Below are 14828 nucleotides of genomic sequence, written 5' to 3' on the forward strand. Positions count from 1 at the left end.
GAGCCCCGACGCCATGGAAAGCCGATATCTATAATCAGGTTTTTCTAATCGGCTTCTTCGCCCTTCGGTGTCAAGAGCCCCAGTTCCTCCAGGTCGAGCTGGGTGATCGGATCCTCGTTCTCGGCCAGTTCGTCGTCGCCGGTCGGAACGGGGATGTTGAGGTTCGAAGGCACGCGGCCGGAGAGCAGCCCGGCGCCCTTCAATTCCTCGATGCCCGGCAGGTCGCGCAGTTCCTCAAGCCCGAAGTGATCGAGGAAGTCGCGCGTCGTACCGAAGGTCACCGGACGCCCCGGTGTGCGCCGGCGCCCGCGGAACCGGACCCAGCCCGCCTCCATCAACACGTCGAGCGTACCCTTCGAGGTCTGCACGCCGCGGATATCCTCGATCTCGGCGCGCGTAACCGGCTGATGGTAGGCGATGATCGACAGAACCTCGAGGGCTGCCCTTGAAAGCTTGCGGACCTCCTGTTCGTCGGTCTGAACGACGAAAGAGAGATCGGCGGCCGTGCGGAAGGCCCAATGGTCGGCCACCTGAACGAGGTTGACGCCGCGCGTCGCGTAAACGGCTTTAAGCCGCAGCATGATCGTGCGGACATCGGCGCCACGCGGCAACCGGCTCTCGATATAGGCCTCGGACACAGGCTGCGCCGAAGCGAACACCAGGGCTTCGGCGATCCGCTCGGCTTCCTGCTCCAGCCGGGGGTCGAGGGATGCCGTTTCGATCTCGTCCTCCTCGTCGGGAACGCCAGGCAGGTACTTCTGGGCTTCAGCCACGGGCTGCCTCCATCTCGGCGAGAGTCTCCGCATCGATCGGATTTGGTCCGCGCCGGAGATAGATCGGCGCGAAGGCCTCCTCTTGGCGGATCTCCAGACGGCCCTCGCGAACCATTTCGAGCGACGCGGCAAAGGAGCTGGCGATTGCCGTCGCTCTCTCCTTCGGCGTCGTCATGTAGCGCACGAGAAAATGATCGAGCGCAGTCCAGTCGTCGAGACCACCGATCATGCGGGCCAGGATCAGCCGCGCATCGGACAGCGACCAGACGTGGCGCTTCTCGATTGTCACCTGGGTGATCGCCTGTCGTTGGCGCAGGCCCGCATAGGCGCTCAGCAGATCGTAGAGCGAAGCGTCGAAACCGGATTTCCTCTCAGTGACGATATGCTCCGGTGCGCCTCGGACGAAAACGTCCCGGCCGAGCCGGTTTCGGTTGATGAGCCGCGTCGCCGCCTCGCGCATCGCTTCCAGCCGCTTGAGCCGGAAGGCCAGCGCCGAGGCCATCTCCTCGCCGGTAGGACCGTCATCCTTCGCCTGCTGCGGGATCAGCAGCCGCGACTTCAGATAGGCGAGCCACGCCGCCATGACGAGGTAATCGGCCGCAAGCTCGATGCGGATGCTGCGCGCGCGTTCGATAAAGGCGATGTACTGTTCGGCGAGCGCCAGGACGGAAATGCGCGAAAGGTCGACGCGTTGGCTTCGGGCGAGATGCAGCAGCAGGTCGAGCGGACCTTCGAAGCCGGCGATGTCGACCACCAGCGCTTCCTCATGCAGTCCGCGCTCGGCAGTCTCGTCCTGCCACAAGGGCTCCATCGGCGCCTTCGACGCAGGCTTGCCTTGTCTTTCGCCCGCATTGCTCACTGGCAGCCCGATCCTTTCCTTCAGTCTCTGTTTGCCGTCAGCCTCAGTTTGCCTCAGACGGTTGCAAACAGGGCATTGAACTCCGCCCGCAGATCGACTTCGCTCGCATCGTCAGGCGCGCGGAACGCGGCTTCGGCGGCCCGCGCCCGGCGCAAGCTTTCGCCGGCCAGAACCGGGACTACATCCGCGACGGCCTTCATTTCCTCCATTATGCCATGACAATGCAAGACGAGATCAAGTCCCGCGGCAATGATGTTGCGCGCGCGGGTCGTCATGTCGCCGGCAAGCGCGTTCATCGACACGTCATCCGACATCAGCAGGCCGTCGAAACCGATATGGCCGCGAATGATCTCGCGCACGACCTTCGCAGAGGTGGTCGCCGGATTGTCCGGATCGATCGTGGTGAACACCATGTGCGCCGACATCGCCATCACCTCGTCCTTCATCGCAACGAAGGGCAGGAAGTCGCTCGCGGCAAGCTCGTCGAATGTGGCGCTGACGACAGGCAGGTTGTGGTGCGAGTCGACGAAGGTGCGTCCGTGGCCCGGCATATGCTTCATTACAGGCAGCATGCCGCCGGCCTTCAGTCCCTCGCCCATCGCACGGCCGATTGCCGTGACGGTCTCGGGATCGTGCCCATAGGCGCGATTGCCGATGACGTCGTGGCTGCCGGGCACGGGCACGTCGAGCACAGGCAGGCAATCGACGGTGATGCCGAAGCGCATCAGGTCAAAGGCATGCAGGCGTCCCATCAGCCAGGCGGCGCGCAGACCGAGCTCCGCGTCGCGGCGGTAGATTTCGCCGATCGCCGCGCCATTCGGATACTGCTGAACGAGCGGCGGGCGGATGCGTTGAACGCGTCCGCCTTCCTGGTCGATGAGCACGGGCGCATTGGGATTGCCGATGCTGTCGCGAAGGGCTGCCACCAGATCCGAGATCTGCTGCTCCTCGCCAATGTTGCGACCGAAGAGGATGAAGCCCCAGGGGCGTTCTCCTGCAAAGAAATCGCGCTCGTCGCTCGTGAGGGAAAGGCCCTTGCAGCCGGAGATAAATGCTTTTGATTCGCTCATCCCAAAAGCATAGAGCGCGGGCTGCCCGGCGCGAAGCCACAAAGACAGCGCCCCCCCACTCATGCACAAGGTCATGGGGCAATCGGAAGCCCGAAAACGCGAAAGGCGCGGCCTCCTCGGCCGCGCCCTTCGTCAACTCGATCATTATGCCCGTTTACTTGGTAACCAGGCAGCTTCCGCCAGCGCCCTTGTACTTGGAGCAAAGGGCATTGGCCTCGTCCTTCGAACCGGCCGGGATGCGGACGCGGTAGTAGGTACCCTTGCCGGCGATCTCCGCCTTGCGGATGTCGACGCCGCGGCCGCCGATGACGCTTCCGAACTTGCTCGAAAGGCTGTTGTAGGACTTCTGCGCCTCGGCTTCCGACGGCAGAGATGCGACCTGGATGAAGTAGCCACCGGCCGGAACCGATGCCGTGGCAACCTGCTGCGCAGGCTGCGTCTCAGCCGGGAGAGCGGCCTGCTCTTCCGCCGGACGGGCGATTTCGGCAGGCTGTGCGGCCGGACGGGTCTGCGGCGTCGGCGCCTTGTCGCCACCGGCAGAAGCCGTCGTCGTGACGCTGCGCACCGGAACCTGTTCGATGTTGGCGTTACCCGTTGCGGCAAGCGCAACCTGGTCGGTGTTGGCTGCAGCCTGGCCTGCAGCTGCGACTTCGTTCGAAGGCGTTGCGGGCAACGGCTGGGTCATGCCGGCGACATCGGTTGCCGGTGCTGCAACCGGCTCCTCGCGAGCAACCAGCGTTCCATCCGGCTTGACGATCATCGTGCGCACCTTCCTCGGTGCGACGGCCGGCGTCTTGTCTTCTTCCTGGGCAGCGGTCTCGCCGTTCGCGCCATCCGGCAGCAGGCGATCGCCGTCCTCTTCGTTGGGCAATGCCGTCTGCAGGGTTTCGGCCTCGTTGCTGCCTTCGAGCGGCAGGGTCTCCGGCGTCAGCGTCCTCTGGACGACATCCATCGGCTCCTCGGTCGAAGACACCAGGGCTTCCTGCTGCGGGGCACCAGCCTGAGCACCGGCAACGCGGTCATAGACCGCCTTGTCCTGGTTCGGCACGGTCTTGCCGCCCTTTTCCTCGGGCACGACCTTGACCGGGGCCTTGTCGGCCAGAATGATCTTCGGGCCTTCGGCCGAGCTGACCGCGCCGCTACCGCCCATCCAGGCGTAGACGGCAGCGCCACCAAGGATGATGACGCCGGCAACGCTTGCTGCCAGCAGCATCGTGCGCTGCGAGCGACGGCCGGTGCCATATTCGCGGTATTCGCCGGCATCCTGCTGGGTCTGCGCCGCTGAAAGCCGTTCGGCATCGCGGGCAACCGCCGGACGCTCGACGATCGAGCGGCGGAAATCTTCTTCCATCGCCTTTTCAAACTCGTCGAAATCGTCAAGCGACCCCTGACCGAAGGCCGGAGCAGCGGCAGCGGCCGGTGCCGGACGGGCCGGCTCCACCTTTTCGACGGCCGCCGGACGGCTTTCCTTGACCGGAGCCGGCGTTCCGAAGAGCTGGGCCATTTCCGCGTCGATGTCGAGATCGTAGTCGGCCGGATAAGCGACCGGCTTCTCGGTCTCTATAACCGGCAGCTGCGGCACGTCCATATCCGCGATCGGGGCGACGCCGTTCTCGGCTTCGGCAATCATCGACGGATCGAAGGGCAGCGTGCTCTCGGGCTGTGCTTCCTGGCGCTCGACCGGCGCGGGAGCGACGTAAGGCTCGACGAACCGCTCCGGCTCGCGCGGCGGAACGGCCGCCTGCGCGACCGGCCGCACCGGTGCTTGCGGCACGACGGCAGCTACGACCGGCTCATCTACGGTGACGTCTGCGAAGTCGAGCTTCAGTGCCTCGTCGGAGAGCTCAATTTCGAAGTTCTCGATGTCGAAGCTCGGCTCGTGCTCCGGCTGCGCAATTGGCTTGGCCAGCTCGACCAAGGGTTCCGCGACCTGAACGGGGGCAGCAGCTACTGCCGCAACCGGCGCTGCGACAGCGGCCACCGGTGCTGCGACAGACGATACCAACGGGCCGGCAAAGGCACGCTGCTGGCTGGCGCCCGAGGCGGACGCAACCGGCGTCGCACGGCTGAAGGTGGGCGTAAAGGGATAAGGGCTCTTCTTTATCGGAGCGGCAGTGGCAAGCGCTGGCGTGACCACCGGCGCCACGACGGGCTGTGTTTCCACATGGAGAGCCGGATGCGACTGGACCGCAGCGGCAACCATTGCTGAGACCGGCGGAACCGGGAACCGTTCGATGTCCGCCAGAAGATCGTCGCGGCCAGCATCCTGCTCGACGACTGCCTGAGCTGCGACCACGTCTTCCTGATAGGGAGGCTCAATTTCGCGCTCTTCGGCCGCGACATCGAAGCGCGGCTGTTCATAGGCCGAAAATGCATCCGCAACCGGAGCCGGCTCGGCCAAGACCGGAGCGGCTTCGACGGCCGGCGCCTGCCATGCATCGACGAACTGATCACGCGGATCGATATCCTGCGGTTCGACGTGCACCGCAACCTCGGCAATGTCGTCCGACAACAGATCGGCTTCGCCAAGCGACAACTCGAGTTCGCGCTCAAGGTCAAACGCCGGCTCGTCGACGACGGCCTCGGCGTTGCCGTCTTCGGCAACCTGCGGCGCCACGGAGAAGGCGTGAACCTCGGCATAGTCCTCGTCAGCGACGGGGGCTGGCGCCGCTTCGACGCGTTCGGGCTGGACAAACACCGGCTCGTCAAGCTCGGCGACGGGCTCCGCCACCGGCTCTTCGTGAACGACGACGTGTTCGGCTACCGGCTCGAACCGGGGCTCTTCGATCGGAGCCGGCTGGATTGGAGCCGGCTGCGGCGCGGACCGCGGCGCGTCGTAGCTGTCGAACGCGCGAAGCAGCTCGTCTTCGAGATCGAAGGCGGGATCTTGACGCACCGCCTCCTGGTGTCGTTGCAGTTCCTGCAACTGTTGGACGGCCGGCCGGGCATCGTAACCGACGATCCGGGCGAGTTCGGCCAACGGATCATCGTCTGCCAATACATCGAATTCAGCCGGCCCGCTTCGTGCGAATTGTTTGTCTGCCATGCTCTCCACTCACAATTGCCTGTATCGCTGTGCCAGTGCATTGTGGGAAAATGGTGACAATACTTATCGCATTTCCTCCGGTGCGGAGGTGCCTGTAATAGACAGGCCGGATCTCAATACCGAAGCGACAGCATGCACCAGCCCGAGTCTGGCAGTACTTAATTCTCTATTTTTATCGTTAACAAAACGTAATTCCGGATTCTCTTTACCTTTGTTCCAATGTGCGTGGAAGGCGGCGGCAAGATCATACAGGTAAAACGCGATGCGATGCGGCTCCTGAGCCAGTGCCGCAGCCTCGATGACTCGCGGATATTCTGCGAGCTTGGCGACGAGCTGGAGCTCCGTCGGATCCGTGATCTGGCCCAGAACGGCACTGGCGAGATCGACCGATTCGAGGTTCAGATCCGGGAATGCGTCCGCGGCCTGGCGGAAGACCGAGCGGCAGCGCGCATGCGCATACTGCACGTAGAAGACCGGGTTATCCTTCGACTGTTCTGTTACTTTAGCAAAATCGAAGTCGAGCGGTTCCGAGTTCTTCCGATAGATCATCATGAATCGAACCGGATCGCGGCCGACTTCATCGACGACATCGCGCAGCGTGACGAAGTCGCCAGAGCGCTTCGACATCTTCACCGGCTCGCCGTCGCGGAAGAGCTTGACCAGCTGGCACAACAGAACCGTAAGCTTCGACGAACCGCCGGAGACGGCCCTCGCCAGCGCCTCAAGGCGCTTGACGTAGCCGCCATGGTCGGCACCGAGCACATAGATCATCTCGTCGAAGCCGCGGTCGAACTTGTCCTTGAAGTAGGCAACGTCGGCGGCGAAGTAGGTATAGCTGCCGTCCGACTTGATCAGCGGCCGGTCGATATCGTCGCCGACCTCAGTCGAGCGGAACAGCGTCTGCTCGCGGTCTTCCCAATCCTCCGGGAGCTGGCCCTTCGGCGGCGGCAGCGTGCCCTTGTAAACGTGGCCCTTGAAGGTCAGGTCGTTGATCGCCGTGCGGATGGCGGCAGCACCGTTCGCGTGCAGCGTGCGCTCGGAGAAGAAGACGTCGTGATTGACGTTCAGCGCCGCGAGATCCTCGCGGATCATCGCCATCATCGCGTCGATCGTCCGGTCCTTGACGAGCGGCATCCACTTGTCTTCAGGCATCAGCCTGAGGCTCGTGCCGAATTCGTCGGCGAGCGCCTCGCCGACTGGCACGAGATAGTCGCCCGGATAAAGGCCCGGCGGGATCTCGCCGATCTCTTCGCCCAGCGCCTGGCGATAACGCAGGAATGCGGACCGCGCGAGAACGTCGATCTGCGACCCCGCATCGTTGATGTAGTATTCCTTCGTGACCTCATAGCCGGAGAAGGCCAAAAGGTTGGCCAGCGCGTCGCCGACAACGGCTCCGCGGCAATGGCCGACATGCATCGGGCCGGTCGGGTTGGCCGATACGTATTCGACGTTGACCTTGCGGCCACCACCGACAGCGCTACGGCCGTAGTCGACGCCCGCACGCGCCATGCCTGACAGCAGCTTCTGCCAGTAGGAAACAGAAAGGCGGACGTTGATGAAGCCCGGACCGGCGACGGAGACGTCGGTGACTTCCGGATCCTGCTTGAGCTTCTCGACGATGAGTTCGGCAAGCGCGCGCGGATTCATGCCGAGCGGCTTTGCCAGCACCATCGCAGCATTGGTCGCAACATCACCATGGCTCGGATCACGTGGCGGCTCGACATTGACACGGCCGAAGTCAAGCTCGGATCGCTTTTCTCGAACGCTTTCAAGCGTTTCGAGAATGTCCTTAATTCTTGATTCGAAGTCCGTGAAGAGATTCATCTGATCCGTCCGCTTTTCCCGGCCACAAGTGACCGGCGCAAAACTCAAAAAGGAGGCTCGGTTCGGCCGAACCGCAAGCCTCCGGGCGGGGGGTCCCTAGCGCAAATCGGGCGTATGGTCAAACAAGCGCTTGTGCACGCTGATCGCAAAAGTGTCGGTCATGCCGGCGAGGTAGTCGCCGACGTGCCGCGCCCGCGCCGGCTCCGCCATGCCGGCAATCTGGTCGATCCAATAGTGCTCACGCATCAGCTGCGGGTCGTCCATGAAGGCATGATAGAGATCGCAGACGATCGAGGCTGCATTTTCGCGCACGCGCATGACTTCCGGGTGCCGGTAGATCCGGGTCATCAGCAAGCGCTTGATCTGCTTGTCCGTCTCGCCCATCTCCTCAGAGAAGGTTGCCATCACGGTGCCGGCCTGGCGCACATCGGCAGCACTTTGCGGCCTTATCTCGCCGATCCGTTGCTGCGCGACGCCGATGACGTCCTCGACCATCGCGGTAATCTGACGCCGCATGATCTCATGCGTGAAGCGGCTGCTTTCAAGACCGGGATAACGGTCATGGACCTCGCGCATCAGGCGCGCGAGAAACGGCACGTCTTCGAGCATTTCGAAGGTGAGATAGCCAGCCCGCAGACCGTCATCGATATCATGGGTGTTGTAGGCGATATCGTCAGCAATGGCCGCGACCTGCGCTTCGAGGCTCGCAAAACTCGCCAGTTCCAGATCATGCAGCGCGCAATAGTCGAGGATCGGCTGCGGCACGGGCCCTCGCGTGCCCTCACCGTCCGCGGTCAGCAACGGCCCGTTGTGCTTGACCAGGCCTTCCAGGCTCTCCCAGGTCAGGTTCAACCCGTCGAACTCGGCGTAGCGCCGCTCGAGCTTGGTGACGATGCGCAGCGACTGGGCATTGTGATCGAAGCCGCCATAGGGCTTCAGCATCTCGTGAAGGGCATCCTCTCCCGTATGGCCAAAGGGCGTGTGGCCGAAATCATGCACGAGAGCGACGCCTTCGGCCAGATCTTCGTCGAGCTTGAGCGCGCGCGCCAGAGCCCGGGCGATCTGCGCCACCTCGATCGTGTGCGTCAGGCGGGTGCGGTAGTGATCGCCGTCAGCGGCAATGAAGACCTGCGTCTTGTGCTTCAGGCGGCGAAACGCAGTGGTGTGCACGATGCGGTCGCGGTCGCGCTGAAAATCGGAGCGCGTCGCGCTCGTCGCTTCGGGAAAGAGCCTGCCGCGCGTCATCCAGGGATTCGACGCGAACGGCGCATGTTCACCATAACCGAAGCCGAGCGCATTTTTGTCGAATGTCATCTTCCACCTAATTCGTCGTCCCATTGACGGGACATTCAAGCCTTCATACCTATAGTGAAAGCTACGGAAACGCGTGATGCAAGATCGACCGATTCCGCAAGCGGAAGCAACGGCTTGGCCGCGGGTCTTGAAAGAGGCCCCGAAACCGACCAGATCGCATGCTTTAACACAGGGCAATTCTCTCCGGTTCTTGACCCCGGCAGGAGGCAGATATGACGCATGAAACCGTGACCCTCTCGGACGCTGCAGCGAAGCGGATCGCCACGATCCTGCGTTCCGACAGCCACAACAACGCCATGCGAGTGTCCGTCGAGGGCGGCGGCTGCTCGGGCTTCTCCTACAAGTTCGACCTGGTCGACAGCAGCAATGACGACGACCTGGTGCTGGAAAAGAACGAAGCCAAGGTCCTGATCGACAGCCTGTCGCTCGTCTATATGGGCGGCTCGGAAATCGACTTCGTCGACAACCTGCTCGGCCAGTCGTTTCAGATCAAGAATCCGAACGCGGTTGCAAGCTGCGGATGCGGAACGAGTTTCTCCATCTGACGCCAGCGCCCCACGTCTCTCTTAGCCGGCTCCGTTTCAACAACGAACGGAGCCGTTTGCGTCAGAGATAGGGCGATCCGAGCCAGAGAATGCGGTTCGCCAATCGATCCGCGAACGACTTTTTGCGCAACCTTTCGAGCGTGACCGGCTCGGCTGATGCGAGAATGTCGGAGATCGTGCCATTGATCGCCTCGGCGAAGCCATGGTCGAGAACCTCAAGGTCGAACTCGAAGTTGAGGCGCAGGGAGCGCGGGTCGAGATTGGTGGACCCGACATAGGCCCAACGCTCGTCCACGGTCAAAAGCTTGGAGTGGTTGAAGGCGCCCTTCGCCCGCCAGACGCGACAATGGCCCTTCAGCACCTGATCGAACTGCGCAGTCATCGCCCTGTCGACCAGCAGCAGATTGTTGACTGCGGGAACGATGATATCCACCTCGACGCCGCGGCGCGCGGCGGTGACGAGCGCGCTGATCAGTTCGCGGTCCGGCAGGAAATAGGGTGACATCACGCGGATATTCTTCTGCGCGACCGAAAACGCCCCCATGAGCATCTTGTGATTGGTCTCATTGGTGGCGTCAGGTCCGGATGGCACGGCGCGCATCAGTACCGACGGCCCATCCGCCGGCAGCGGTGCCTCTTCGATCGCCCATGCGGGGCCCGCCAGAACCTCGCCACTTGAGAATTGCCAATCTTCGGACGAGACCTGGAAGATATCGGCGACCACCGGTCCGGCCATGCGGAAATGCGTATCCTGTGCCGGCGCCTGACCGGCGATCTCGCTGGTGAAGCCCACCCGGATGTTCATGCCGCCGGCAAAGGCAACCTGACCGTCGACCACGAGGATCTTGCGGTGCGTGCGCAGGTTGGCATAGGGCAGCCGTAGCCCCATGATGATGTTGCCGTTGAAAACCGCCGTCGGAACGCCCGCCGCCTCAAGATGACCGACAATGCTCGGCACCGAGTAGCGCGCGCCTACGGCGTCAATCAGCACCCGCACCTCGACACCCCGCGCCACCGCCGCGATCAGGGCGTCTGCAAAGCGCAGGCCGATGACGTCGCGATCGAAGATATAGCTTTCGAGCAGGATCGAGCGCCGGGCGCCGGCGATCGCTTCCAGCATCGCGGCATAGACGGCATCGCCGCCGGCGAGCACCGAAATACGGTTGCCCGTGCACATACGATGGCGTGAAACGCGGTCGCCGAGGATCTTCATCGCCGCAAATCGTTCTCCGAACTGCACCGATATGTCGGCATCCGAAACGTCGAAGCGGCCGAACTGATCCGGCCCCTGCCCGCGCAACAGAGCGCGTTGCGAGCCGATCGAGGAGCGCCGGATACGGTTGATTCCGGCAACGGCATAGATCAGCGCGCCGACGATCGGCGAAAGCAGGACGACACCGACCCAGCCCGCCGCGGCGCGCACGTCGTCCTTCGTCATCGCGGCATGAATGGCGGCAGGAATGCCCAGCGCGAAGGACAAAAGCGCCAGGATATGCGGCCAATAATTCTGCACGAGATCGATCATGGGCGGGACTATAGCCCGCCAACGGGCGGAATCAATTCGACGCCTGCAGCGTATACCGTATCGACCGCTGCCCCCTCATGGGAAGCGTCGGTGCTGCTCGCGCGCTGTTGAAAACCCGCAGGTAACGGATTTGTCAAAAGAATCCGGAGCGGCTAGAAATGACCCCGCCAAGGACTTAACCGACATGGAAGGGCGTTTCGAGCCATGAAGATTGCCACCTGGAACATCAATGGCGTCAAGGCGCGAATCGACAGCCTGCTGGCCTGGCTGAAGGAAAGCGGACCGGATATCGTCTGCCTGCAGGAGATCAAATCGGTCGACGACGGCTTTCCGCGCCTCGAGATCGAGGCGCTTGGCTATCATGTCGAAACACACGGCCAGAAGGGCTTCAATGGCGTCGCGCTGCTTTCCAAGCTGCGGCCGGACGAGGTCAATCGCGGCCTGCCTGGTGACGATACGGACGAACAGTCACGTTTCATCGAAGGTGTCTTCTCGGTCGAAGGCGGCGTGATCCGCGTCTGCTCGCTCTACCTTCCGAACGGAAATCCCGTCGACAGCGAGAAATATCCCTACAAACTCGCCTGGATGCGCCGGCTTGAGGCCTATGCGAAGCAGCGCCTGTTGCTCGAAGAACCCTTCATCCTTGCCGGCGACTACAACGTCATCCCCGAGGAACACGACTGCTGGGATATCAAGGTCTGGCAGAACGATGCCCTCTTCCTGCCGGAAACGCGCGCGGCATTTCGCCGGCTGCGCAACCTCGGTTTCACCGACGCTGTGCGCGCGACGTCGGACGCTGTGCCGCTCTATACGTTCTGGGATTATCAGGCCGGCTGCTGGCCGAAAAATTTCGGCATCCGCATCGATCATCTGATGCTGTCGCCGGAGGCGACCGATCGGCTGGTGTCGACATCCATCGACAAGCATGTCCGCGCCTGGGAGAAGCCTTCGGACCACGTGCCCGTCATCGGGACGTTTGCGTTCGCGCCCGCTTAAGGCGCGTTTTTCCAGATCTTAGTGTGTGGAGAATGGTCCCTGGGCCGGCGGCGGTTCGGGGACCGCTCGACGATGACAATCAGTCGTCGTCGCCCTGCATGTGCAGGTTCTGCGACAGTGCGATTGCCGTGCGTCGATCGTCCTCGCTGGCAAGCGAGAAGGCCTGCTCCTGCATCGACTGCATCCAGGGCCGATCCTTCGGCGAACACTGGTCGAGTGCCGCAGTCATGAACGCGAGACCACGAACGGTCTGGCCTTCCTGGAAAATCACATTGCCAAAGACGCCCATGGCGCCGGCGTGACCGCTCTTGCGCGCACGATTGAGCCATTTCTTGGCCTGCTGAACGTTCACGCTACCGCCCTCGCCCGACAAGAGCATGCGCGCGAGCTGGAACTGCGCCTCGGCGACGCCGAAGGTCGATGCCGCCTGGAAATAAAGCTGGCGCGCCTGGGACATGTCGGACTTGATCGGGCTGTCGGGAATGCCGCGACGATAGTAGCCGGCAAGGGAGATCAACGCGTTGACGAAGTAACCGGTGTCTTCCGAGCCTGGCTCCACGCCCTCCTGGGCGATTTCGCTATAGATCTTGAAGGCTTCAAGGTCGTTCTCGGCGACGCCGTCGCCATAGGCGTACATGTTGGCGAGGGCCCAGCGGGATCCGGTGTGGCCCTTCTCGGCCGCGTATTTGTAAGCTTCTACAGCCTCGTCCTTGCGGCCATTCTTGTAGGCGGAAAACCCGAACTTGAAGAGCGCGAACGGACCTGATTCTTTGGTGACGCCCGCACCGGGATCAAAAGCGTAGGCCGGCATGGCGAAGGTCCCACAGACCGCCAGCGACACGCCGAGTATCGCAACCTTTAGTGACTTTAGTTCACCCGCAAGCATCACAGTCTAATTCTTCCGTTCCAGCCGGCCACGCCGAACCCATCACCGCTGCAAACACACAAGCCCGGACGACCCGCCGCCGGGAACTGCACCAACTCCGCCGACAAAGTCGGCGCAACCTTTCCACAATGAAACTTCGACATAGTCCCCGAAGCAGTCATTTTGATGGACCACTTGCACTGGCGTGCCGGAGGCCACATTTCTCATGACGGTCATCGATCCAAGTTTCATTTCACCCCAAACGCTGCAGGTATCGCACTCACATTGCAGGCTTGTCCCTATATCGCTGCTCCCTGTTTGTGGCGGGAAATGGACATAGCCGGAACGAGTCTGATCCTAGCAAACTCTAGCATTAAAAGTGTTGCTGAATCGTCACATTGCGGGACAGTGCGGACGCGTGGTTAAGAGGCTCCACACATAAGAAAGGCCCGGTAAAACCGGGCCTTGCAGGATCAGATGACGAAGGATCAGAACTTCACTTTGATCGATGTCGAAATGGCACCGACAAAGTCGTCGTCGAAATCGTAGGAAACGTCGTCACCAATGACGTCGTCACCATACTTCACCGCACCGGAACTGCCGCCGGTCATGATGCCGACAGCACCAGCAAGACGGAACTCAAGGTTCTCGGTCGGCGTGTAGGAAACACCGGTTCCCAGCGTCCAGGTGTCGGTCTGCGTTCCATAACCGTGGCTGGTGCCGCGGTCCCAGGTCAGGCTGACGGCGCCGCTCCACTGATCATTGAACTTGTGGCCGACACCGCCGGTGATCGTCCAGCCGTCACGGTAGAGAAGATCAAGGCTCGTGCATGGCGTAGTACGGGAGACCGTGGCGGGGCAGAACTTCAGGACCTGAAGCTGGCTCCAGTCCGTCCACTTCACCGAGCCAAATGCCGCCCAACCGGGTGCAAAGCCGCTCTGCAGCTTGAGTTCCAGCGAGTCCGGCATCGAAGCCGCACCGTTTACGTCGTATTTCGTACCGGTCACAAGGCCCACACCCGGTACAACGAAGCCCAACTGGCGAAGGTCGATGAAGCCCGAGAGGTTATCCAGATCGACAGCACTGTTGTAGACGAGGCTCGCTCGCAAGGCATACTCGGGGATTTCGTAGGCAGCACCTGCGCGCCAGCCCCAGCCATGCCCTCCAAGCTCGAGCCTGCCAATGCCGGTAAAGGCACCAGCGAGCGGCGTGCCTGTATAATCCTGAACCAGCCGTTCCTTGAAGCCGTTGACTTCCTGATAGAAGACGCCGCCGATCACACGGAACTGGCCTGGCCCCATGTCCCATTTGTAGGAGCAGGTCGCGGCGTAGTTGTCGCTCTCTACCTTCGTTTCGATATTGCTGTTGGCACCGGCCCAGTTCTGCCCCGGATTGGTGTGGGCACCCCAGGGCTGGGAGTAGTCAGCCATACAGTCGACGCTGTCACCAAAGGCCGCCTTAACGCCGACGCGCGGAACCCAGTAGCTCTCGGTGTCGTCAGCAGTATTCGGTCTGTTGTTGAGATTGCCGCCACCAAAAGTCCCGGTAAGGATGTTGGTGTTCCCGGTATCGGTATCACGGACGTTCTTCAATTCGCGCTGCGGATTGACGTAGGTCGCCGACGCTTCCCCCGCATAATCCGACGGGTCGAACAGCAGATCGATGTTGTAACCGCCGCGCTCAAGACCGCCCGCGTGCGCGGCGGAGGCAAACAGCAAACCCGCTGCTACCGACAGAACACCCCGCTTTAAATTCATGTGAGCCATCCAGCTCCTCCCCCTGCACTGCAAAACTGCGACATTCCACCTCATGTCGTGTGGGCCGAAGTATTCTCACGATCCCGTGAAATCGCAAATGCGAGATCTAGCAGTTAGCAGGCTCGATCGGTCACAGAATTTACGTAAGATTCTCATGATTTAGCCACAATGGCGCCAGATCGGAACCATTTTTCCAAAATCATGGATGAAATCCACTGAATTAGAATGGATTTCCAAACCATCGAAAACCTGTG

At 62.0% G+C, this 14828-nt stretch carries 11 protein-coding genes; 2 read left to right on the forward strand and 9 right to left on the reverse strand.

All coding sequences use genetic code 11. The annotated features are described in order from the left end of the window. Positions 1-44: 44 nt before the first annotated feature. The 6 genes from scpB to ASE71_RS08180 form a co-directional block, all read right to left on the reverse strand. The gene (gene scpB, locus ASE71_RS08155) at positions 45-773 is read right to left on the reverse strand and encodes an SMC-Scp complex subunit ScpB (protein WP_060516985.1); all 729 of its coding nucleotides are present in this window, start codon (positions 771-773) and stop codon (positions 45-47) included. After that, on the reverse strand, positions 766-1632 hold the full coding sequence (locus tag ASE71_RS08160) for a segregation and condensation protein A (RefSeq protein WP_371813562.1): 867 nt from the start codon (positions 1630-1632) through the stop codon (positions 766-768). The genes scpB and ASE71_RS08160 overlap by 8 nt, the downstream gene beginning before the upstream one ends. A gap of 53 nt (positions 1633-1685) precedes the next feature. Beyond that, a complete protein-coding gene (nagZ, locus tag ASE71_RS08165; protein WP_060539238.1) occupies positions 1686-2702 on the reverse strand; it encodes a beta-N-acetylhexosaminidase in 1017 nt (338 codons plus the stop codon). Positions 2703-2856: 154 nt separating this feature from the next. Continuing rightward, a complete protein-coding gene (locus ASE71_RS08170) occupies positions 2857-5748 on the reverse strand; it encodes an SPOR domain-containing protein (RefSeq protein WP_060516981.1) in 2892 nt (963 codons plus the stop codon). Positions 5749-5811: 63 nt separating this feature from the next. Beyond that, positions 5812-7572: an arginine--tRNA ligase gene (argS, locus tag ASE71_RS08175; protein ID WP_060516979.1), complete on the reverse strand. Its 1761-nt coding sequence runs from the start codon at positions 7570-7572 to the stop codon at positions 5812-5814. A gap of 96 nt (positions 7573-7668) precedes the next feature. Continuing rightward, entirely contained in the window at positions 7669-8886 is a 1218-nt protein-coding gene (locus tag ASE71_RS08180) for a deoxyguanosinetriphosphate triphosphohydrolase (protein ID WP_034796668.1), read from the reverse strand. A gap of 212 nt (positions 8887-9098) precedes the next feature. On the opposite strand from ASE71_RS08180, the gene erpA reads away from it, so the two are divergent. Beyond that, on the forward strand, positions 9099-9431 hold the full coding sequence (gene erpA / locus ASE71_RS08185; protein ID WP_034796669.1) for an iron-sulfur cluster insertion protein ErpA: 333 nt from the start codon (positions 9099-9101) through the stop codon (positions 9429-9431). A gap of 61 nt (positions 9432-9492) precedes the next feature. Here the strand turns inward: erpA and ASE71_RS08190 are convergent, their stop codons facing one another. Next, entirely contained in the window at positions 9493-10956 is a 1464-nt protein-coding gene (locus ASE71_RS08190; protein WP_060516977.1) for a phospholipase D-like domain-containing protein, read from the reverse strand. A gap of 204 nt (positions 10957-11160) precedes the next feature. Between ASE71_RS08190 and xth the strand changes: the two genes are divergently transcribed. Continuing rightward, on the forward strand, positions 11161-11952 hold the full coding sequence (gene xth / locus ASE71_RS08195) for an exodeoxyribonuclease III (RefSeq protein ID WP_060516974.1): 792 nt from the start codon (positions 11161-11163) through the stop codon (positions 11950-11952). Positions 11953-12031: 79 nt separating this feature from the next. Here xth and exoR read toward each other — a convergent pair whose 3' ends face one another. After that, entirely contained in the window at positions 12032-12838 is an 807-nt protein-coding gene (gene exoR, locus ASE71_RS08200) for an exopolysaccharide production regulator ExoR (RefSeq protein WP_034796672.1), read from the reverse strand. A gap of 467 nt (positions 12839-13305) precedes the next feature. After that, positions 13306-14583, reverse strand: coding sequence for an outer membrane protein transport protein (locus ASE71_RS08205; RefSeq protein ID WP_034796673.1), 1278 nt, complete (start codon positions 14581-14583; stop codon positions 13306-13308). Between the last annotated feature and the right edge of the window lie 245 nt (positions 14584-14828).

Source organism: Ensifer sp. Root954, from assembly GCF_001429005.1.
GTDB classification, from domain to species: Bacteria; Pseudomonadota; Alphaproteobacteria; order Rhizobiales; family Rhizobiaceae; genus Ensifer; species Ensifer adhaerens.

Excerpts from the sequence above, each read along its gene's own strand:
- exoR (WP_034796672.1), bottom strand. The coding sequence starts at position 12,838 with ATGCTTGCGGGTGAACTAAAGTCACTAAAGGTTGCGATACTCGGCGTG.
- xth (WP_060516974.1), top strand. The coding sequence starts at position 11,161 with ATGAAGATTGCCACCTGGAACATCAATGGCGTCAAGGCGCGAATCGAC.
- argS (WP_060516979.1), bottom strand. The coding sequence starts at position 7,572 with ATGAATCTCTTCACGGACTTCGAATCAAGAATTAAGGACATTCTCGAA.
- erpA (WP_034796669.1), top strand. The coding sequence starts at position 9,099 with ATGACGCATGAAACCGTGACCCTCTCGGACGCTGCAGCGAAGCGGATC.
- ASE71_RS08190 (WP_060516977.1), bottom strand. The coding sequence starts at position 10,956 with ATGATCGATCTCGTGCAGAATTATTGGCCGCATATCCTGGCGCTTTTG.
- ASE71_RS08205 (WP_034796673.1), bottom strand. The coding sequence starts at position 14,583 with ATGGCTCACATGAATTTAAAGCGGGGTGTTCTGTCGGTAGCAGCGGGT.
- nagZ (WP_060539238.1), bottom strand. The coding sequence starts at position 2,702 with ATGAGCGAATCAAAAGCATTTATCTCCGGCTGCAAGGGCCTTTCCCTC.
- ASE71_RS08170 (WP_060516981.1), bottom strand. The coding sequence starts at position 5,748 with ATGGCAGACAAACAATTCGCACGAAGCGGGCCGGCTGAATTCGATGTA.
- ASE71_RS08180 (WP_034796668.1), bottom strand. The coding sequence starts at position 8,886 with ATGACATTCGACAAAAATGCGCTCGGCTTCGGTTATGGTGAACATGCG.